At 46.3% G+C, this 20439-nt stretch carries 19 protein-coding genes; 5 read left to right on the top strand and 14 right to left on the bottom strand.

Annotated features, from left to right (window positions below; all coding sequences use genetic code 11):
• Position 1 precedes the first annotated feature (1 nt).
• Positions 2–352: a RidA family protein gene (locus tag H8K29_RS13185; RefSeq protein ID WP_186897948.1), complete on the bottom strand. Its 351-nt coding sequence runs from the start codon at positions 350–352 to the stop codon at positions 2–4.
• An 8-nt stretch (positions 353–360) separates the two neighbouring features.
• A complete protein-coding gene (locus H8K29_RS13180) occupies positions 361–1176 on the bottom strand; it encodes an alpha/beta fold hydrolase (protein WP_186897947.1) in 816 nt (271 codons plus the stop codon).
• Between the two features lie 183 nt (positions 1177–1359).
• Here H8K29_RS13180 and H8K29_RS13175 point away from each other — a divergent pair, with 183 nt between their 5' ends.
• Complete coding sequence (locus H8K29_RS13175; RefSeq protein ID WP_186897946.1) at positions 1360–2154, top strand: 3-hydroxybutyrate dehydrogenase; 795 nt, start codon at positions 1360–1362, stop codon at positions 2152–2154.
• Between the two features lie 61 nt (positions 2155–2215).
• On the opposite strand, the gene H8K29_RS13170 is transcribed toward H8K29_RS13175, so the two are convergent.
• Positions 2216–3844 (bottom strand): electron transfer flavoprotein-ubiquinone oxidoreductase, encoded by a 1629-nt coding sequence (locus tag H8K29_RS13170; RefSeq protein ID WP_186898074.1) that lies wholly within the window; start codon positions 3842–3844, stop codon positions 2216–2218.
• A 357-nt stretch (positions 3845–4201) separates the two neighbouring features.
• On the opposite strand from H8K29_RS13170, the gene H8K29_RS13165 reads away from it, so the two are divergent.
• Together H8K29_RS13165 and H8K29_RS13160 are read left to right on the top strand one after the other, a co-directional pair.
• Positions 4202–4978 carry an SDR family oxidoreductase gene (locus H8K29_RS13165; protein WP_186885136.1) on the top strand — a complete coding sequence of 259 codons (777 nt, stop codon included), beginning with the start codon at positions 4202–4204 and terminating at the stop codon, positions 4976–4978.
• Positions 4979–5484: 506 nt separating this feature from the next.
• Entirely contained in the window at positions 5485–7188 is a 1704-nt protein-coding gene (locus H8K29_RS13160; RefSeq protein WP_186897945.1) for a hypothetical protein, read from the top strand.
• Between the two features lie 112 nt (positions 7189–7300).
• Here H8K29_RS13160 and H8K29_RS13155 read toward each other — a convergent pair whose 3' ends face one another.
• Positions 7301–7852 carry a LuxR C-terminal-related transcriptional regulator gene (locus H8K29_RS13155; protein ID WP_370527190.1) on the bottom strand — a complete coding sequence of 184 codons (552 nt, stop codon included), beginning with the start codon at positions 7850–7852 and terminating at the stop codon, positions 7301–7303.
• A 193-nt stretch (positions 7853–8045) separates the two neighbouring features.
• Here H8K29_RS13155 and H8K29_RS13150 point away from each other — a divergent pair, with 193 nt between their 5' ends.
• Together H8K29_RS13150 and H8K29_RS13145 are read left to right on the top strand one after the other, a co-directional pair.
• Entirely contained in the window at positions 8046–8747 is a 702-nt protein-coding gene (locus H8K29_RS13150) for a CoA transferase subunit A (protein WP_186885134.1), read from the top strand.
• Positions 8748–8765: 18 nt separating this feature from the next.
• Entirely contained in the window at positions 8766–9407 is a 642-nt protein-coding gene (locus H8K29_RS13145) for a CoA transferase subunit B (protein ID WP_186897943.1), read from the top strand.
• A 74-nt stretch (positions 9408–9481) separates the two neighbouring features.
• On the opposite strand, the gene H8K29_RS13140 is transcribed toward H8K29_RS13145, so the two are convergent.
• The 10 genes from H8K29_RS13140 to nuoG all read right to left on the bottom strand — a co-directional run bounded on the left by H8K29_RS13140 (position 9482) and on the right by nuoG (position 20411).
• Positions 9482–10048, bottom strand: coding sequence for an NUDIX hydrolase (locus tag H8K29_RS13140; RefSeq protein WP_186897942.1), 567 nt, complete (start codon positions 10046–10048; stop codon positions 9482–9484).
• The gene (locus H8K29_RS13135; protein ID WP_186897941.1) at positions 10041–10352 is read right to left on the bottom strand and encodes a DUF2818 family protein; all 312 of its coding nucleotides are present in this window, start codon (positions 10350–10352) and stop codon (positions 10041–10043) included. The genes H8K29_RS13140 and H8K29_RS13135 overlap by 8 nt, the downstream gene beginning before the upstream one ends.
• Positions 10353–10364: 12 nt before the next feature.
• On the bottom strand, positions 10365–11840 hold the full coding sequence (gene nuoN, locus H8K29_RS13130) for an NADH-quinone oxidoreductase subunit NuoN (RefSeq protein ID WP_370527189.1): 1476 nt from the start codon (positions 11838–11840) through the stop codon (positions 10365–10367).
• Positions 11841–11926: 86 nt separating this feature from the next.
• Positions 11927–13420, bottom strand: coding sequence for an NADH-quinone oxidoreductase subunit M (locus H8K29_RS13125; protein ID WP_186897940.1), 1494 nt, complete (start codon positions 13418–13420; stop codon positions 11927–11929).
• Between the two features lie 26 nt (positions 13421–13446).
• Complete coding sequence (gene nuoL / locus H8K29_RS13120) at positions 13447–15492, bottom strand: NADH-quinone oxidoreductase subunit L (protein ID WP_186897939.1); 2046 nt, start codon at positions 15490–15492, stop codon at positions 13447–13449.
• Positions 15493–15574: 82 nt separating this feature from the next.
• Positions 15575–15883, bottom strand: coding sequence for an NADH-quinone oxidoreductase subunit NuoK (gene nuoK, locus H8K29_RS13115; RefSeq protein WP_186885129.1), 309 nt, complete (start codon positions 15881–15883; stop codon positions 15575–15577).
• Between the two features lies 1 nt (position 15884).
• Complete coding sequence (locus H8K29_RS13110; protein ID WP_186885128.1) at positions 15885–16517, bottom strand: NADH-quinone oxidoreductase subunit J; 633 nt, start codon at positions 16515–16517, stop codon at positions 15885–15887.
• 16 nt (positions 16518–16533) lie between these two features.
• A complete protein-coding gene (gene nuoI, locus H8K29_RS13105) occupies positions 16534–17022 on the bottom strand; it encodes an NADH-quinone oxidoreductase subunit NuoI (RefSeq protein ID WP_186885127.1) in 489 nt (162 codons plus the stop codon).
• A 12-nt stretch (positions 17023–17034) separates the two neighbouring features.
• Positions 17035–18105: an NADH-quinone oxidoreductase subunit NuoH gene (gene nuoH, locus H8K29_RS13100; protein ID WP_186897938.1), complete on the bottom strand. Its 1071-nt coding sequence runs from the start codon at positions 18103–18105 to the stop codon at positions 17035–17037.
• Entirely contained in the window at positions 18105–20411 is a 2307-nt protein-coding gene (gene nuoG / locus H8K29_RS13095) for an NADH-quinone oxidoreductase subunit NuoG (protein ID WP_186897937.1), read from the bottom strand. Before nuoG ends, nuoH begins: the two co-directional genes overlap by 1 nt.
• Between the last annotated feature and the right edge of the window lie 28 nt (positions 20412–20439).

Here is a 20439-nt window from a genome sequence, read left to right as displayed (position 1 = left end):
TTTATTTTTGCGCTGCTGTTACAACGATTTCTATCAACCAATCAGGATTGGCCAGCCGGGCTTCTACGGTCGCGCGTGGCGGTGAATTATTTTCTGCAACCCACGCATCCCAGACAGTATTCATCTCGCCAATTTGACTGATGTCAGTCAAAAAAATCTGACAAGAGAGTATCCGAGATTTATCACTCCCTGCCTCCGACAACAGGCGATCGACATGACCGAGTACCTCTTTAGTCTGGCCAGCAATGCCCTGACTCACATCTTCCGGGATCTGCCCCGCCAGATAAACAATGCCATTACATATCGCCACTTCAGATAAGCGCTGACCAACGTGCAATCTCTTTATTTCCATCACTCACTCTATTTTTCATTTAACAAAAAATTACGCACCAGTTTAATTTGCTCTTCACTGACAAAAGTTGGGGCATGCCCGACGTGGGGCACCTCTATCAACTGCGCACATGGGCCGCGCTTCGTCATTGCAAGCGCAGTATCTGCTGTCAGCAAATCAGATTCAGCACCGCGCACCAGCAAAGTTTCACAACGAATCGCATCGTAAGCAGCCCAGAGCATCGCCTGTCCTGCGGCGATCATTTCAGGCGTCGTCGCCTTAAACACTTCCGCCAATGACAGATCATAATGCTTGCGCCAATGACCATCGGAAGTCTGGCGCAAGACATCATGTGCCAATTTACTCCACTGAGCCTCAGTATGCTCACCAAATGAAAGCGAAATCGTCTTAATGTACGCGGCAGCCTCGTCGAAAGTGCGGAACTGTAAATCCTCACCAATGTAAGTGCCGATTCGTAACAAAGCCTCAGGATTCAGCGCAGGCCCCACATCATTCAAGATCAGCTTACGTATCGGGTTACCTTCCAACGAAGCAATTCCCATTCCTATCAGCCCGCCCATCGAGGTACCGAGCCAATCGACAGTTGTTGCTTGCAAACGAGCCAGCAAGGTCACCATGTCACTGACGTATTGCGGCAACTGATAGTGCAAGGGATTGCGCAGTCGGCCAGAATAGCCGCGACCGACAACATCTGGACAGACAACCCGGTAATGCGAAGACAAGGATAGCGCGACAGCATCAAAATCGTCGGCAACCCGCGTCACACCATGCACGCAGATCAGTACATCGGTATTAGCAGGATCCCCCCACTCTTTGTAAGACATGGTATGCAGTCCCGATGGAGACAAGCATTGAACGGTATTGCGCCTTGGCTGCATGAGGCATTCCTCTGAGATAGTATTTTTACTACTGCTAGTAACTCACATTTTACCGATCGTTACGCTTAAAATCATTCACATTCGCTTTGTTACGCATGCTTTTTTATATAACTAATGTCAGGAGTCAACATGCAAGCATCTTTTTTACGCGGGAAAACAGCGCTGGTAACAGGCTCAACTTCAGGAATCGGCTTGGGTATTGCGCATTCGCTAGCTGCCGCGGGCGCAAACATTGTATTTAACGGCTTTGGTGATCCAAATGAGATTCAGGCAATTCAGAAAGCCACTGAAGAAAAATTCAGCGTCAAAACGGCTTATCACAATGCCGATATGAGTAAAGCCAGCGAGATTACCGCCTTGATGGCATTTGCCAGCACAACATTTGGTGGTGTCGACATACTGGTGAATAATGCAGGCATTCAATATGTTGCCAATATTGAGGATTTTCCGGTCGAAAAATGGGATGCCATTATTGCGATTAATCTGACCTCCTGCTTCCATACGACAAGGCTCGCACTGCCGTATATGAAGGAAAAAAACTGGGGGCGCATCATTAACCTGGCGTCGGTGCACGGGTTGGTCGCGTCAGCACAGAAGTCTGCGTATGTTGCCGCTAAACATGGCTTGATCGGGCTGACAAAAACAACGGCGCTCGAAAACGCGCAAACGGGAATTACGTGTAACGCGATTTGCCCGGGATGGGTACTGACGCCATTAGTACAAAAACAGGTTGATGCCCGCGCCGAGCGAGACAACATCAGCAATGAAGCGGCAAAAAAAGCGCTGCTCGCGGAAAAGCAGCCTTCAGGAGAGTTCGTGACTCCGGAACAACTAGGGGCTCTGGCAGTGTTTTTCTGCAGCGATGCAGGAAGTCAGATCAGAGGTGTCGCCTGGAATATGGATGGCGGCTGGGCAGCACAATAACTTTATCGCTAGTGTTCTTTATAAAAAAAGCCGCTGTTTTCTAACAGCGACTTTTTCAGTTTTACATATTCGGGTAGTTAGGTCCACCACCGCCTTCTGGGGTAACCCACACGATGTTTTGCGTCGGATCTTTAATATCACAAGTCTTACAATGAACACAGTTTTGTGAATTGATCTGCAAGCGATCCTTACCATCATCTGTCTTCATAAATTCGTAGACTCCTGCTGGGCAGTAACGCGCTTCTGGCCCTGCATATTTCGCCAGATTCACGTCAACCGGAACGTTACTATTTTTCAAAGTCAGATGGATAGGTTGATCTTCTGCATGATTCGTGTTGGAGATAAATACAGAAGATAAGCGATCAAACGTCAGCTTGCCATCCGGCTTCGGATAATTGATTGGCTGAAACTCAGAAGCTGGACGCAAACACTCGTGATCGGCATGCGTATGTCTCAAGGTCCAAGGTGCTTTGCCACCAAAAACGACCTGATCAATCCCAACCATTAATGTGCCGAGTACCAAGCCTTTACTCATGGATGGTTTGAAATTACGTGCTTTATGCAATTCCTCATGCAACCACGATGCTTCAAAAGCTGCGCTGTATGCAGTCACTTCATCGTATTGGCGATTTTCACCTAAAGCATCAAACACCGCATTTGCAGCTAACATCCCTGTCTTGATCGCAGCGTGACTACCTTTGATGCGGCTGGCGTTCAGGAAACCGGCATCACAACCGATTAATGCACCGCCTGGGAAAGTCAGCTTAGGCAATGACTGTAAGCCACCCGCTGTAATCGCACGCGCACCGTACGCAATCCGCTTCCCCCCTTCAAAGAACTGACGGATTTCCGGATGCGTTTTATAACGCTGAAATTCTTCGTACGGCGAGAGATATGGATTTTCATATCCAAGCCCGACCACATAACCGACTGCGACCTGATTATTTTCCAGGTGATACAGGAAAGAGCCGCCATAAGTCGCGTTATCCAGCGGCCATCCAGCCGTGTGAATTACCAGACCCGGCTTATGCTTAGCCGGGTCAATTTCCCACAATTCTTTAATACCGATGCCATAAGTCTGAGGGTCTTTACCTGCATCCAGCGCATATTTTGCGATCAGTTGTTTACCAAGATGTCCACGCGCACCTTCAGCAAACAAAGTATATTTTGCATGCAACTCCATACCAAGCTGGAATGCCGGACCTGGTTCACCTTCACGATTTACGCCCATATTGCCGGTCGCAACTCCTTTTACCGAGCCATCGTCGTTATACAGGATTTCTGCAGCAGGAAAGCCCGGGAAAATCTCAACACCCAATGCTTCAGCCTGCTGCCCAAGCCAACGCACGACGTTGGCCAGCGAAATCACATAGTTTCCATGATTTTGGAAACAGGCAGGCAACATCCAGTTTGGTGTTTTATAAGCCTTGGTTTCAGATAAAAATAAAAAACGGTCTTCAGTCACTTCTGTGTTCAGAGGGGCGCCAAGCTCTTTCCAGTCAGGAAAAAGCTCACTCAGCGCCTCTGGATCCATTACCGCCCCGGAAAGAATATGCGCACCAAGCTCGCCGCCTTTTTCCAGCACGCATACGGAAACTTCATTTCCTTTTTCCACTGCGAGTTGCTTGAGTTTGATCGCAGCAGACAAGCCTGCAGGACCGCCGCCGACAATAACGACATCGTACTCCATCGCATCGCGGGGACCGTACTGTTCAAGAATGTTTTGGGTCATGACTGTAATCGCTTTAAAATATTTTTCGAACGAACGTGCTAAATTAATCAACGCATGTTAGCTGTTGATCTGCCATTGCGCAAGCAGCCGATTAGATGAAGACATCCATTGCGGAAAGCTGGTACTGAGTGTTGGCGAAAGATAATTATCGCAGAGCAGTGTTTAGCATGCATCAATTAAAGCGATGAATCTCTCCGAACTATCAATGAAAAGACGGGGAGTGCTAAATTTTGGGTAACACAGAAAGACGCTGTATGTCATGATAGTGCATTAAACAGAATACTGAGTTTATCCAAATTTTTGCAGGAGATACTGATGGGAATAGAAATTAATTTTGAAGGAAAAGTTGCACTGATTACCGGTGCATCAAGCGGTTTAGGTGCTCGTTTTGCGAAAGTGCTGGCAAAAGCTGGCGCACAGGTGGTACTTGCCTCCCGACGCGTTGACAGACTGAAAGAATTACGCGCAGAAATTGAAGCCGATGGTGGTGCGGCCCATGTCGTTGCGCTGGATGTGACAGACTATGCGAGCATCAAATCAGCGATAGCCCATGCTGAAACGGAAGCTGGCCCTATCGATATTCTGATCAATAACTCAGGTGTATCAACGACGCAACGTCTGGTCGACGTTACCCCCGATGATTACAACTATGTAATGGACACCAATCAACGAGGTTCATTCTTTGTTGCGCAGGAAACAGCAAAACGCATGATCGCCAGATATAAAGGCGACCAAAGAAAACAACACCGCATTATCAACATCGCCTCAGTCGCGGGTCTGCGCGTGTTGCCACAAATTGGTATCTATTGCATGAGCAAAGCCGCAGTCATACACATGACGAAAGCAATGGCAGTCGAATGGGGTAAATACGGCATCAACGTCAACGCCATTTGCCCCGGATATATTTCGACAGAAATCAATCAGGAATATTTCGACACCGAGCAAGGACAGAAACTGATAGAAATGCTGCCCCGCAAGCGTGTCGGCACACCAGAAGACCTTGATGGTCTGTTGTTATTGTTGGCAGCAGAAGAATCCCGCTTCCTGAACGGCGCAATCGTAACGGCAGATGATGGAATGAGTGTTCAGTAGTAGTTACACCTACTCTCGGACCATGCCTTTCATATCCTGAACACGAGCATCGGAATTACCCTTCCCCGCGTAGGTAGCAGCAACAGCGCACCCATGCGGGGCATGCAATTTACCTTTATGCACTGCAAAAAAGTAAAAATAAAATAAATTAAATGTTGTTATTTAATATAAATATTTTCTAAAGCCACAAACGTCTTTGACGAACCTTCTCTAATTTCTATCAATTGAATCTTACACCTTACTGGTTTTCGAAATAGAAGTTTGCCTCCCTCCCCTAACTATGTATTGCTCCGTTGTAAGGGAAGGCTGCGAATCAGAAGCATGTACTGTTTAGCAATAAAAGTTAAAACACAATTCACGTTGATATCAACGAACAAAGTCTAAAAATCCCGCTAGCCCAACTACTCTGGAAATAGAGGAAGCAAACTTATCGCTAGTTTTATTATTGAATTAACTATCATTTTCCATGGATAATCATCCTATTAAATTGAAGGATGTGAGTACCCATGAAACGAAGATATATGACGATTGCGACATTGTTATTGCTTATTGCAAACGTTGTTCTTGCGGGGGAAGCTCAAACCGACCGAGAACGCCCCAACTTACATTCACCCTCGGCTGATACAAAAGATCGTCAGCCTGTTGTAGTAACGCTCGCGATGAATGAACCTGGTTTTCTTGAGGCGAGTTACCACATTCCTGCATCCTGCGGCTCCCTCTCATTTCTGAATAAGGATTTTCAAACATCTACGATTGCAAGCTTACGAAAAGACTGGTCGGCGGGGAATGACTGCACAGAGATTAGTGATAACGGCATACGCCGTAAAAACGATCTGTGTACAAATCTGCAGTTGCGAATTCCTGCAACTACTCGTCGTTTAGACAGAGTTTATCCTTGGGCATATCCATTTGAAAAAGGGTTCTATGTTCATACGAGTGCTTACGCAGTTAATGATACCTGTGGCGCGATTCGGTGGAAATTTAAGGTAGCAGACGGGACTGTTATTGTTGATGGTATACCACAATCGGGTAACGATGAAAGTGTACCCCGTACAAATGGAGTTGCATTTCCGGTTATTTTTCTTCAAGAAACGTTCAATCCAGATGTACAAAAGCGCTTACACGTAGATACCCACCTCTCCTTGCAAACCAATCAATTTCTGGTGGATACCACGTCCGATATTGACCGTTTGTTTCGTGGCCTATTCCCAGAGCTGCCCTTCACTTTTCCCTACATCTTAGCAACTCCATCACCATCAACATTTCCTTGGGGTGACGTTGCTAACAAAACGGTGATGCGATTGTCGCTTCCGCCCGATGTAAGTACTGAGCAAAAAAAATATCTGCAGGGGTTCATTACACATGAAATGGCGCATATGACACAACCTCGCTTTGATAATGACGTTTGGAAAAATGAGCAAGCTACTCTTAGTGAAGGTGGGGCTGAATTTTTGCGTTTAGTTGCTTTACTTAAACGAGGTTGGATCACTGCCTCAATGGTCAACTCAGAACTAGAGCAATCAATTAACTCGTGCGTAATTGCCGCAGAAGGAAGAAGTTGGAAGTCAATGGAGAACCATGGCTTTGGGCGTACGCCTTATCAATGTGGACTGACTTTTTACGCCATGGGCCTTTCTATGAATGCCAGTCAATCGCGACCACTAACCCGGCTTCAAAACTACTACAAAAAGGGCATTCTCGGAGAACGAACAGATTTTGCTACCGCAATTGAATGCGGTGACATCAGCGGGTGTAGTTCTCGATGGCTCAACAAAATATCAGAAAACCGACCAATTAGTGATGTGCTGACGGAGTATGCCTCACAACCCGATTCGATTCTAAAAGCAGTGTCGACGTGGAACTCGCCGATTGCTGAATTGATTGCTTATCGCCACGTTGGTCAGTTGATGCAAGCTGATTGTGGCGGCAGTATCAGTATGTACCGAGATAAAGAGGCTGCCCGTATAGCGCCTGGCCCGGTCTGCAAAGTGCTACGCGAGGGCATGATGGTAGTAAAAGCGGAAGGCTTACCATTATTTGTAAATTCCGATGCGGTTAAAGCCTCTGTTCAAGCGTGTCATTCGAGAGGTGATACTGAACTGGGGCTGAAGGATGGAAGCCGGTTGACAATCACATGCAGTCTGTCAATCAATTTGCCTGCAAATATGTTTGCTGTTGATCCAGAAAAGTTATCATTACTCCTAAAGTAACCGTGCGCGTCTAAGAAGTACAATCGTTAAATCGGTGTCAGAACCGCTGATCAATACAAATGAGGCGAAACTACAATAATTCGCAATGCGTAAACGGCAATCTGCCCATCAGTCACTGCATAATTCTCAGCAACTTATGCACGAGTTCGCTCGATGTTGCGGCAGAAAACTTCTTCATCAGCTTCGCTCTGTGCATTTCAACGGTTCTTGGACTTAATGAAATCTGTCTGGCGATCAATTTACTGGTCTTACCCTCGACAAGCAGGGCAGCGATCTCCCTTTCTCTCGGCGTAAGTTCGGCACTCACTGGGCGCTTTGCACTCAGGTCTTCAAATGTCCATATACCGGCCGCGTGCGGCTCATTTTTCCGCAACCCTCGTCCCGTTACATGGCACCAGAATAACTCCTGATTCGCCCTCTTCATGATGCGCTCATCAGAATAGGAACCCTTCGCATTCATGATAGGTGTAATGCGTGCACCGGTTCGCTCAAACTCATCTGGACTGGGATACAGTATCTGGAAAGATTGTCCGATCAGTTCGCTTTTTTTATAGTTAAACATCTGCGCCAGATCGTCATTACAGGCATAAATAATACGGTTTTGAGAGACACACATTCCTATCGGTGCTTGTTGGAAAATAACTTCAAAATCAATAGTGTGCATCTCTATCATATGGCTGTTCTTGTGCAGATGGATAAGGTAAATTTATTCAGGTAGTTTTACGGTATTGCGGAGTATAGCTCAGCATCTTATGCTGAGCCCTATTCTGAAAAAAGTAATGCGCTATCAACCGATATTCGTGTTGCTGCGAAAAAAACAAACAAGTATTTTCCTGAATATCTATGAGGAGACGACGATGAATAAGGAATACCCGGACGCAAAGGCCGCGTTGGCTAATGTAGTCAAAGATGGGCAGACAATAGCGGTCGGTGGTTTTGGTTTATGTGGAATACCTGAAGCTTTGATTGCCGCGTTGCGTGACTCTGGTGTCAAAGAATTGACTGCCATTTCTAATAATGCCGGCGTAGATGGTTTTGGGCTGGGCCAATTATTGACGACACGTCAGATCAAAAAAATGGTTTCTTCCTATGTCGGTGAAAATAAAGAATTCGAACGTCAGTATCTGGCTGGCGAATTGGAATTGGAATTCACGCCACAAGGAACACTGGCAGAAAAACTTCGCGCCGGTGGTGCTGGCATTCCAGCATTTTTCACGAAAACAGGTGTAGGTACTATCGTCGCAGAAGGTAAGGAAATTCGCGAATTTGATGGCCAAAAATATGTCATGGAAAAAGCCCTGGTCGCCGATGTCTCGCTGGTAAAAGCGTGGAAAGCAGATAAGGCGGGAAATTTGGTCTATCGGAAAACGGCACGTAATTTCAATCCCAATGTGGCTATGGCAGGTAAAGTCACTATTGCAGAAGTTGAAGTGCTGGTAGAAACAGGTGATCTCGATCCGGATGAAATTCATACCCCCGGTATTTTCGTGCATCGCATCGTCGTCAATACGCAACCCGAAAAACGTATTGAGCAACGCACTGTGCGTCCGACTAAATAAGATACCAGGAGAAATAATATGGCATGGAATCGCGATGAAATGGCTGCACGCGCAGCATTAGAATTGCAAGACGGATTTTACGTTAATCTCGGAATAGGTCTGCCAACACTGGTGGCGAACCATGTGCCTGCCGGCATGGAAGTCTGGCTACAATCAGAAAATGGGCTGCTGGGGATTGGCCCCTTTCCAACCGAAGATGAAGTTGACCCGGATTTAATTAATGCAGGAAAACAGACGGTGACTACCCTGCCCGGCTCCTCAATTTTCAGCTCGGCCGATTCTTTCGCAATGATACGTGGTGGAAAAATCAATCTTGCCATTTTAGGGGCAATGCAGGTCAGTGAAAATGGCGATCTCGCTAACTGGATGATTCCGGGCAAGATGGTCAAGGGTATGGGTGGCGCAATGGATCTGGTCGCGGGGGTTGGACGTGTCGTCGTGCTGATGGAGCATGTTGCGAAAGATAATGCGCACAAACTTCTTAAATCCTGCAATCTACCGTTAACCGGGGTTGGCGTTGTCAACCGCATCATTACCGACCTGGGTGTGATTGATGTCACTCCAGACGGCTTTAAGTTAATTGAACTCGCTCATGGCATCAGCGTGGAAGAGGTTGTCGCAAAAACAGAAGCAAAGATTGATACCGGCGCATTTGCATAAACAACGCAGTTAATTGAAAAGGCCGACGTAATTTATACGTCGGCCTTTTTTTATTTTACCTTCTGGTTCTCAACTTACCATTTCTCTGTAAATATTTTTTCTAGCCAGAATGAACCTATCACGGTTTTTACATCAGTAATCTTGCCTTCTCTTACCCAATCTGACATCTCCGTTGAAGTGGCGGTGAATGTCTCTAAAAACTCTTCGTCATCTAAAGAAGCCGGACCGGCTGTTAAACCACGGGCAACGTAAATCTCCAACCTTTCGTCGGAATAAGCGATGGCATTATGAATCGTGCAGAGATGTCGCCAATCTGTTGCCGTATAACCGGTCTCTTCGCGTAACTCTCTTTGAGCACAAATCAATGGATCTTCACCAGCGTCAATTTTCCCTGCTGGAAATTCAATAAAAACACGATTCAGCGGATAGCGAAATTGATGTTCAAGCAGAACTTTGTCATCGTCAAATATCGGAATAATGACGACAGCCCCCGGATGGCGTATGAATTCTCTGGTGGCGACATGGCCATTTGGCAAAGAAACGCTATCCTTTTGAACCTGCAGAAAATCACCCTCGTAGACCAGGTCGCTACTGATTTTTTCTTCACGCAAGTGCGCGTCGCCAGAAAAACGATCAGTCACGACGCCGCCTCAGGTAACGAAAGACAAATCCGGGAAAAGCTAAAACCAGAAATAAAAAAGCGGTGATAGCAAAAAATTCCCATCCTTGCGGAAAACGATTGCCGCTTGAACTCTCAAGGAAAACACCTGTAGCACCAATCACAAAATACAAGATGATCAGTTCAAGCAAACGCAACCAAAATGGTTTGATAAAAGAAAAACGCCGTAGCGCAAAAACTGCGAAACAGCGTTCATTAAAAAATGGCAAGTTGGCAGCAATAACTGCCAACACGACGATCAGCCAGACGGAAGTCAAACTAGTCAAAAGAGATGAACCTTACGACGCTAAAGTTTTTACAACCGCGTTCAAACATGCAGTCATCAAACCACCAGGGACCACGCCAAGAATTAAAACGGCCAATCCATTCAGGCTCAAGACCACGCGAACGTCAACACTAGGAGTAATCAAAGCGTTGTCTGAAGCGTCATCAAAGTACATCAATTTAACAACGCGAAGATAATAAAACGCGCCAATCAAGGAGAACAGCACGGCCACTAATGATAACCATACTTGTCCGGTTGCCATTACCGACTGTAACACTGACAACTTGGCATAAAAGCCCATCAACGGTGGGATGCCTGCCAGAGAGAACATCAACAGCAACATGACCAATGCAAACCAAGGCGAGCGTTTGTTCAGACCTTTCAGATCGTCCAGATTTTCAGCTTCAAAACCGGAACGTGCCAACAACATAATTACGCCGAAAGTGCCTAAAGTGGTTAACACATACGTGATGCTATAAAACATCGCGGCACTGTACGCATCTGCGGCAAGAGCAGTATTACCGTGAGCAACGCCAGACAACAGACCCAACAGCAAAAAGCCCATATGAGAAATAGTCGAGTATGCAAGCATACGTTTCAGATTGGTCTGGGCGATAGCTGTAAGATTACCGATTGCCATCGACAGCACAGCCAGCACGACCAACATTTGTTGCCAATCTACCGCCTGAGAGAACAGGCCTTCAACTAGCAACCTAAATGTCATAGCAAAGGCGGCTAATTTCGGTGCACCACCCAGTAGCAATGTCACGGCTGTAGGGGCGCCCTGATATACATCGGGTACCCACATGTGGAACGGAACAACACCTAACTTGAACGCAAGCCCCGCCACCAGAAATACAATACCAAACACCAGAATAGTTTTATTTGCAGTTGGAGAACTCGCCACCTTGGCAACTTCCGCTAACTCCAAAGAGCCAGTGGCGCCGTACAACATAGAAATACCGTAGAGCATGAAACCGGATGCCAGTGCACCGAGAATAAAGTATTTCATTGACGCTTCGGTTGACTGAGTGTGTTCACGGCGCAAAGCAACCAGTGCATACAAAGACAAAGACATCAATTCCAGACCAAGATAGATAATCAGGAAATTATTCCCTGAAATCATGATCATCTGACCTAACAGAGAAAACAACGCTAAAACATAAAACTCACCACCCGACTTGCCATTCGTCATACCGCGATCTGTCACGTATTGACGTGAATAGATGAAAGTCATACCCACCGCAAGGTAAGAACACAGTTTGAGCAGGGTCGACATCGGATCCGAGACAAACATGTTATTGCTGACATAAGTTGACCCGTCACTATTCGAAGTCGCGATAGTTAGCGCACCACAAACAAACAAAGCAAGTATGCTCATGACATAAGTCAGATTACGTTTGCTATCAGGCAAAAACATGTCAACCAGCAAAATAGTACAGATTGCCAGCAGCAAAAATATTTCAGGATAAAGTGGTGTGAAGTTCATATTATTCAGTTCTACTAGCATTAATCTGCTGTCACACAATTAGCGCAACGAAAATTGTCAACGGGCTTACTTGTCTATATCTTCAATCAGAGCGGTAACTTTGACGTTGCCACATGCTTCAAAAGATCAGTCACGGAAACTTGCATCGCGTCGGTAAAAGGTGCTGGATACAATCCCATTACAATCACAGCGATCGCCAAAACGCCCAACATAAAAAATTCACGTGCATTGATGTCACTCAGATGAGCAACATGCTCATTCGTAATTTTGCCGAAAACAACCCGCTTGACCATCCACAAAGAATACGCCGCGCCGAAAATCAACGCTGTTGCCGCGAGCATGCCAATCCAGAAGTTAAACTGTACTGCACCGAGAATCACCATGAACTCACCGACAAAGCCCGAAGTGGCTGGCAAACCGCAGTTAGCCATCGAGAACAATACAAACAATGCTGCAAATTTAGGCATCTTATTCACTACACCACCGTAGTCTACGATCTGACGTGAATGCACGCGGTCATACAAAACGCCGATACACAGGAACATCGCGCCAGAGATAAAACCATGAGAAATCATTTGCACAATCGCACCCTGCACAGACATGTCGTTAAACATGAAAAAACCGAGTGTAACAAAACCCATATGCGCAATAGATGAGTATGCGACCAGCTTCTTCATATCAGCCTGCACAAGCGCGACCAGACCAATATAAATCACAGCAACCAGAGACAAAGTGATCATGAAACCAGCCATATAGTGACTAGCGTCTGGAGCGATAGGTAAAGAGAAGCGCAAGAACCCGTAAGCACCAAGCTTCAGCATGATCGCGGCCAAAACAACAGAACCACCGGTAGGAGCTTCAACGTGAGCGTCAGGCAGCCATGTATGCACTGGCCACATCGGCACCTTCACAGCGAACGCCATCAGGAATGCGCAGAAAATAGCGATCTGTGTTGACATCGGAAGCGGCAGTTTGTGCCAGACTAAAATGTCAAACGAATGACCAGCCTGAATATAAAGATAAATGATGGCAACTAAAGTCAGCAAAGAGCCGAGCAAGGTGTACAGGAAAAATTTGAATGCCGCATAAACCCTGTTTGGGCCGCCCCAGATACCAACGATGATATACATCGGTATCAAAGTCGCTTCAAAGAACACATAAAACAACATGCCATCCAAAGCGCAGAAAACACCAATCATCAGACCGGACAGAATCAGGAAAGCGCCCATGTACTGAGCTACCTGCTTCTCAACCACTTCCCAAGCAGCGATAACGACAATCACTGTAATAAATGCGGTCAGCGGCACCAGCCAAAGAGAAATACCGTCAATACCAAGTGAGTAAAAAATGTTGAATTTTTCTATCCAGGAGAATTTCTCAACAAATTGCATCCCATGCGCTGAATTATCAAAATTTGTAATCAATGGCAAGGTTACGAGAAAACTCGTTAAAGAACCAAGCAGAGACACGCCGCGAACTAAACCACGGTTGCTATCACGGCCAAAAGCCAGAACAAAAATACCAAATGCGATTGGGCACCAGATCGCCAGGCTGAGTAAGGAGGAAGTTGACTGCATCATGATTATATTTTTTTAGCCGAGGTCACTTATTTAGCAAAAGGGAATGGCATGAAATACACGAGGAATGCCAACACGCCCAAAATCATTACAAAAGCATAGTGATAGATGTACCCGCTCTGGAATAAGCGAACAAGCTTTGAGAACCATCCCACCAGCTTTGCACTACCATTAACGACCAGTCCATCAATCAAACCTTTATCGCCAACATTCCACAGTCCCTGACCAAGCAAACGTGCGCCACCTGCAAAAACGATTTCATTAAATCTGTCCATGTAGTATTTGTTATCAAGCAAAGTATAGACGGCACTTGCATTTTTCTTGATTGCCGCTGGTATTGCCGGCTTAACCATATAGAAGAAATAGGAAGTTGCCACACCTGCTAATGCTAACCAGAACGGTGCCGTTGTCAGTGCATGCTTTGCCATGGCGATAGGGCTATGGAATTCATGCTTTAACTCTTCCATTGCATGATGCGCTTCATTGACAAAAATAACGTCCTTAAAGAAGCTACCGAACAGCATAGGTTCAATCGCAATGAAACCGATCAATACAGACGGAATCGCCAACATCACCAGCGGAAACCAGACGACGAACGGAGACTCATGCGGTTTTTGGCCTGGCGCCAATCCGTGATGATGTTCATCATGATCATCCGCTGCATGGTGCGCGTCATGGTGATCATGGGCATGCCCAAAATTTTCCTTACCGTGGAACACCAGGAAGTACATACGGAAAGAATAAAACGCTGTGACAAATACACCGGCTAAGACAGCAAACTGAGCAAAGCCAGAGCCAGCAATGTGAGACGCCTGTACAGCCTCGATAATACTGTCTTTGGAGTAAAAACCAGAGAAGAATGGCGTACCAATTAATGCTAAAGAACCTAACAATGAAGTGAGCCAGGTGATAGGCATGTATTTACGAAGTCCACCCATGTTCCGGATGTCCTGATCATGGTGCATACCGATGATCACAGAACCCGCTGCAAGGAACAACAGCGCCTTAAAAAACGCGTGTGTCATCAGATGAAACACGGCAACCGAGTACGCAGAAGCACCCAAGGCGACAGTCATATAACCCAGCTGCGACAGCGTGGAGTAAGCAACAACGCGTTTGATATCGTTCTGGATGATCCCAAGGAAACCCATAAACAAAGCGGTAATCGAACCAATAACGAGAATAAAGGACAAGGCGGTATCAGACAACTCAAACAACGGCGACATACGCGATACCATGAAGATACCAGCCGTAACCATCGTCGCCGCATGAATCAGCGCAGAAATCGGAGTTGGACCTTCCATCGAATCCGGCAACCAGACATGCAACGGAAACTGTGCAGATTTACCCATAGCCCCGATAAACAGGCAGATACAGGCGACCGTAATCAGCATCCAGTCAGTTCCCGGGAAAATCAGTTTGGCCAGCTCTTCTTTTTTCGCGAAGACTTCCATGTAGTTCATCGAACCCGCGTAAGCGAGCAACAAACCGATACCAAGTATGAAGCCAAAGTCACCCACACGGTTAACCAGAAAAGCTTTCATGTTGGCGTAAATAGCAGTCGGTTTGGTGTACCAGAAACCAATCAGCAAATAAGACACCAGACCCACAGCTTCCCAACCGAAAAACAATTGCAGGAAGTTATTGCTCATTACGAGCATCAGCATGGAGAACGTGAACAGCGAGATATATGAGAAAAAGCGGTTATAACCTTCATCTTCAGCCATGTAGCCAACAGTGTAAATATGCACCATCAGTGATACAAAGGTCACTACACACATCATCATTGCGGTCAGGTTATCTACCAGAAAACCAACTTCCAGTTTTAAACCAGCTACCTGCATCCATTGATACAACGTAGCGTTATAGACGGGTGCGCCATTCATCAAAGCATTAAGCGTCATGCAAGAGATAATGAATGCAACCAGCACACCGAGTATGGTCGCGGTGTGTGAAACTTTACGCCCTACGACGTTACCAAAAAATTTGGTGCCCAGTAAACCGGCGATGGCAGATCCTGCCAATGGAGCCAGAGGTACTGCCAATAGTAGTTGTGGGTTAAGTTGCCCCGCCATGATGACCCTTTTTTAGCTTATTACTTTTTTAAATCGCCAGCGAATGATGGGGAGAAGCACACTGGATTCGCCCCATGAAACATTATCCTTTGAGTGCGTCCAGATCTTCGACATTAATCGTGTCCAGATTACGGAACAGGACAACGAGAATGGCCAGACCAATCGCAGATTCTGCAGCAGCAACTGTCAGAATGAAAAATACAAAAATCTGCCCTGCCGCATCACCCAGATAATGAGAGAACGCAATGAAATTCATATTCACCGCAAGCAAATTCAATTCAATTGCCATGAGCAAAACAATAATATTTTTCCGATTCAGAAAAATACCAACGATAGAAATTGCAAACAGAATCGCGCCAAGTATCAGATAGTGTGTCAGTGTCAAAGCCATATCAGCCCTCTTGCTTTTCTGTCGATGAAGTTAAAGTACGTTCGGATTCCGCTTTCATTTTAACGATGCGAACACGATCAGTACTCTTCACTTTGACAGCTTTTGCCGGATCAAAATATTTACTGTCTTTGCGACGACGTAAAGTCAACGCAACGGCTGCAACAATAGCGAGTAATAAAATCGCCGCAGCAATTTCAAACGCCAATGTGTAGCGAGTAAAAATTTCTATACCAAGATTTTTTGTATTACCTATCGTATCAGCGGCAGCTGGAACATGATTATCCGGACGTAAGAACCCGCGCCATAGCACTGCAGACATCTCAAGAACAATCACGACACCAACAGTCGCAGCCAATGGCAGATGTCCCCAGAATCCTGCTCGCAATTTATCGATGTCGATATCCAGCATCATCACAACGAACAAAAACAGGACCATGACCGCGCCGACATATACCAACACTAAAACAATGGCCAGAAACTCCGCCTTCAACAATAACCAAATCGCGGCTGCAGAGAAAAACGACAGCACTAAGAACAACGCGGCATGCACCGGATTACGAGCGGTAATCACCTGCGTCGCAGCAAGCACAAGTATCGCAGCGAAAACATAAAATAATGCGGTAGTAAATTCCATAATGAAACCGTTCTAATTAGCGATATGCAGCGTCAGCAGCACGTGCAGCTGCAATTTGTGGTTCGTAGCGATCACCGACTGCCAATAACATCTCTTTAGTAAAATAAAGATCGCCGCGCTTCTCACCGTGGTATTCAAATACATGCGTTTCAACGATGGAATCAACGGGACAGGATTCTTCGCAAAAGCCGCAGAAAATGCATTTGGTCAGATCGATGTCGTAACGCGTCGTACGGCGGCTACCATCTTCACGCTGATCCGATTCAATCGTAATCGCCATCGCAGGGCAAACTGCCTCACACAATTTACAGGCGATACAACGCTCCTCACCATTAGGATAACGACGCAGTGCATGCAAACCACGGAAACGTGGTGATTGCGGCGTTTTCTCTTCCGGGAATTGGACAGTAATTTTGCGGGCGAACATATAGCGACCAGTCAATGCCAGTCCCTTTATCAGTTCGCGCAGCATCAGGCTGCCAAAAAAATCTTTGATTGCTTCCATCTTTTCAGCCTCTTACTTCCAAATATTCCATGACGTTTGTATCCATGCAGCGACAAACACCAGATACACCAGAGTTAAAGGGATAAATACTTTCCAACCCAAACGCATGATCTGATCGTAACGGTATCTAGGGAAAGACGCACGAGCCCAGATAAACATGGAAACCACAACAAATGTTTTCAGACCCAGCCAAATCCAACCCGGTACCCAGTTAAATACGATGGAATTCAAAGGAGCATCCCAACCACCCAGGAACATCAATGATGCCATTGTCGAGATCAGGATCATATTCGCGTACTCCGCCAAATAAAACATAGCGAAAGACATACCCGAGTATTCGACCATATGACCAGCGACGATCTCAGATTCGCCCTCAACCACGTCGAATGGATGACGGTTTGTTTCTGCAATCCCAGAAATAACATAAACAACGAACATCGGCAGCAACGGCAACCAGTTCCATGACAGGAAATTTAATCCCATCGATGCAAAATAACCTTTTGTTTGTGCATTAACGATATCCGATAAATTCAGGCTTCCTGAAACCATCAGTACAATGACTAATACGAAACCCATTGCAATTTCATAGGAGATCATCTGCGCAGAAGCACGCATGGCACCTAAAAACGCATACTTAGAATTAGATGCCCAGCCTGCGATGATAATGCCGTAGACCTCAACCGAAGTGATTGCCATAATCAGCAATAAACCTGCATTGACGTTCGCGAGCACAACTTCAGGACCGAATGGAATAACAGACCATGCCGCCAGCGCAGGCATAATCGTCATAATCGGTGCGAGTATGAAAAGAACTTTATTTGCTTTTGCAGGAACAACAATTTCCTTCAGCAATAACTTCACAGCATCAGCGATAGGCTGCAAAAGACCTGCTGGTCCGACACGGTTAGGGCCAAGGCGAATATGCATCCAGCCTATCATCTTACGTTCCCACAAAGTAAGATAAGCGACCAAACCCATGATAGGAGCAACAACGCAGACAATTTTGATCAGATTCCAGACCAGAGGCCAGAAATAGCCAAATACGCCCTGACCAAAAGTTTGAACAGTGTGCAGCCAATTCATTATGCACGCTCCACATTAATAGCACCGAACATGCCGTCCAGTTTACTAGTCAAGACCGAACCGGTAGCAACCCGAACCACATTTTCAGGCAAAGATCCGTCGATACCGACATTCAACAGGATTGATCCGCCTTTAGTTACTTTGACCATATCTCCCGCGGAGACACCGATTTTTTCTGCGTATCCAGCACTGATCCAAGCCTGAGGGGCACGTGCGTCTGTAGTTTTTTGTAAAGATTCAGCTCTTCTGACGATCGCATCTGTGCTGTAAATAGCAACATCTGCAACGCGTTCCAAGCCTGCCTCGGATACAGATTCGAGAGCAGGTTTTAAAGCAGCGATGTTATTCAGTTTCGCGATAACATCATTACCACCTAAAACTTCATCGCGAATGGCTTCGGATGTTTCGTAATTGAAATTATCCAGACCTAACAAATTCCCCAGAACACGCAATACCTTCCATGCAGGACGTGTATCGCCAAGCGGTTTAACAACGCCATGGAAACTCTGAACACGTCCTTCGCAACTGACAAATGTACCGGCAGTTTCCGTAAATGGCGAAACAGGTAATAAAACGTCTGCATATTCAGCGCCGTGCTTAAACGGAGACATAACAACAACCATGTCAGCTTCCGCTAAGGCTTTTTCCGCCCGGGCTGGATTTGCAGTATCTAATGCAGGCTCGGCATGAAGCACAACATACGCTTTCTTACCTTCAGCAAACACAGGCTTAGCATTATTGGCAGGAATTGCATTCGCAAGATAACCACCAACCGTGTTTGCAGCCTCAGTCAGATAACCGAAATCTGCACTTGTTTGTTCTGCAATCCATTGTGCAAGTGCATGCAAACGAGACGCTTCAGGATGATATGACGCGGTGTTGCCTAAAAATACGCCTGCGTCGCCGGATAACAGTGTTGCGGCGATGTTTTGAGCCAACAACCCAGCGTCAACTGATTCCAGACCAGCCGGTTTAGCAATTTCTTTTTTAACTGCAACGGCAACCGCTACCTCGGCCAGGAACTGCGCCCATAACGAAGGTGCGAGGACTGCCTTATTCGCCAATTTAATCAGCAGATCATCATCAGTTGCATTGAGCACACTGAGCTTTGTACCAGATTTGACGGACTGACGCAGGCGTGCAGCCAACAAAGGATGGTCTTTCCGCAAGAATGAACCGATGACAAAAACGTTCTTCAGTTGCGCGAACTTGGTAATGGATGTACCCAGCCAAGGTTTGACACTTCCATTCAGAGAAAAATCAGACTGGCGCAAGCGGAAATCAACATTATCTGAACCGATGCCGCGGATTATCCGCTGAAGCAAGAATAATTCTTCGAGAGTCGAATTAGGTGCAGCAACAGCAGCGACAGAATCAGCGCCGTGTTCGTGACGAATGTTACGCATAGCATGCGCTACGTATTCTAATGCTGTCTGCCAATCTGTCTCTTGCCATTGACCACCTTGCTTGATCATCGGCTTAGTCAGGCGCTCAGCACTGTTCACGCCTTCGTAAGAGAAACGGTCTTTGTCTGAAATCCAGCATTCATTGATCTCTTCGTTTTCGAAAGGAACAACTCGCATTACTTTGTTATTTTTAACCTGAACAATCAGATTCGAACCTAAACCATCATGTGCGCTGACAGATTTACGACGGGACAATTCCCATGTACGTGCAGAATAGCGGAACGGCTTGGAGGTCAATGCGCCCACAGGGCACAGATCAATCATGTTACCGGACAATTCAGAGTCGACAGTTTTACCAACGAAAGAGGTAATTTCGGAATGCTCGCCACGATTGAGCATACCCAATTCCATCACACCTGCAATTTCCTGACCAAAGCGAACACAGCGTGTGCAATGAATACAACGGCTCATCTCTTCCATCGACACCAGCGGACCGACATCTTTGTGGAAAACAACGCGCTTTTCTTCTTCGTAGCGAGAAGTAGTACCGCCATAACCAACCGCCAGATCCTGCAGCTGACATTCGCCACCCTGATCACAAATCGGGCAATCCAGAGGGTGGTTAATCAACAGAAATTCCATTACTGCTTTTTGTGCTTTCACAGCCTTATCACTGTGAGAACGCACAATCATGCCAGGCGTGACGGGAGTCGCGCAGGCAGGCAGCGGCTTAGGCGCTTTTTCAACCTCTACCAGACACATGCGGCAATTTGCCGCAATAGATAATTTTTTGTGGTAACAAAAATGCGGGATATACGTGCCAAGTTTATTGGCAGCGTCCATCACCATACTGCCTTCTTGGACTTCGACTTTTTTGCCGTCTATTTCGATTTCAACCATGGTCTACTCTAAGTGTGCTAACCGAAGC

This window comes from Undibacterium sp. CY21W (assembly GCF_014284265.1).
GTDB classification, from domain to species: Bacteria; Pseudomonadota; Gammaproteobacteria; order Burkholderiales; family Burkholderiaceae_D; genus Undibacterium; species Undibacterium aquatile.
Note: the sequence above shows the minus strand (reverse complement) of the source record. Positions and strands in the feature narration are given on the sequence as shown.

Excerpts from the sequence above, each read along its gene's own strand:
- H8K29_RS13185 (WP_186897948.1), bottom strand. The coding sequence starts at position 352 with ATGGAAATAAAGAGATTGCACGTTGGTCAGCGCTTATCTGAAGTGGCG.
- H8K29_RS13180 (WP_186897947.1), bottom strand. The coding sequence starts at position 1,176 with ATGTCTTACAAAGAGTGGGGGGATCCTGCTAATACCGATGTACTGATC.
- H8K29_RS13175 (WP_186897946.1), top strand. The coding sequence starts at position 1,360 with ATGCAAGCATCTTTTTTACGCGGGAAAACAGCGCTGGTAACAGGCTCA.
- H8K29_RS13170 (WP_186898074.1), bottom strand. The coding sequence starts at position 3,844 with ATGGAGTACGATGTCGTTATTGTCGGCGGCGGTCCTGCAGGCTTGTCT.
- H8K29_RS13165 (WP_186885136.1), top strand. The coding sequence starts at position 4,202 with ATGGGAATAGAAATTAATTTTGAAGGAAAAGTTGCACTGATTACCGGT.
- H8K29_RS13160 (WP_186897945.1), top strand. The coding sequence starts at position 5,485 with ATGAAACGAAGATATATGACGATTGCGACATTGTTATTGCTTATTGCA.
- H8K29_RS13155 (WP_370527190.1), bottom strand. The coding sequence starts at position 7,852 with ATGCACACTATTGATTTTGAAGTTATTTTCCAACAAGCACCGATAGGA.
- H8K29_RS13150 (WP_186885134.1), top strand. The coding sequence starts at position 8,046 with ATGAATAAGGAATACCCGGACGCAAAGGCCGCGTTGGCTAATGTAGTC.
- H8K29_RS13145 (WP_186897943.1), top strand. The coding sequence starts at position 8,766 with ATGGCATGGAATCGCGATGAAATGGCTGCACGCGCAGCATTAGAATTG.
- nuoN (WP_370527189.1), bottom strand. The coding sequence starts at position 11,840 with ATGAACTTCACACCACTTTATCCTGAAATATTTTTGCTGCTGGCAATC.
- H8K29_RS13125 (WP_186897940.1), bottom strand. The coding sequence starts at position 13,420 with ATGATGCAGTCAACTTCCTCCTTACTCAGCCTGGCGATCTGGTGCCCA.
- nuoL (WP_186897939.1), bottom strand. The coding sequence starts at position 15,492 with ATGGCGGGGCAACTTAACCCACAACTACTATTGGCAGTACCTCTGGCT.
- nuoK (WP_186885129.1), bottom strand. The coding sequence starts at position 15,883 with ATGGCTTTGACACTGACACACTATCTGATACTTGGCGCGATTCTGTTT.
- H8K29_RS13110 (WP_186885128.1), bottom strand. The coding sequence starts at position 16,517 with ATGGAATTTACTACCGCATTATTTTATGTTTTCGCTGCGATACTTGTG.
- nuoI (WP_186885127.1), bottom strand. The coding sequence starts at position 17,022 with ATGGAAGCAATCAAAGATTTTTTTGGCAGCCTGATGCTGCGCGAACTG.
- nuoH (WP_186897938.1), bottom strand. The coding sequence starts at position 18,105 with ATGAATTGGCTGCACACTGTTCAAACTTTTGGTCAGGGCGTATTTGGC.
- nuoG (WP_186897937.1), bottom strand. The coding sequence starts at position 20,411 with ATGGTTGAAATCGAAATAGACGGCAAAAAAGTCGAAGTCCAAGAAGGC.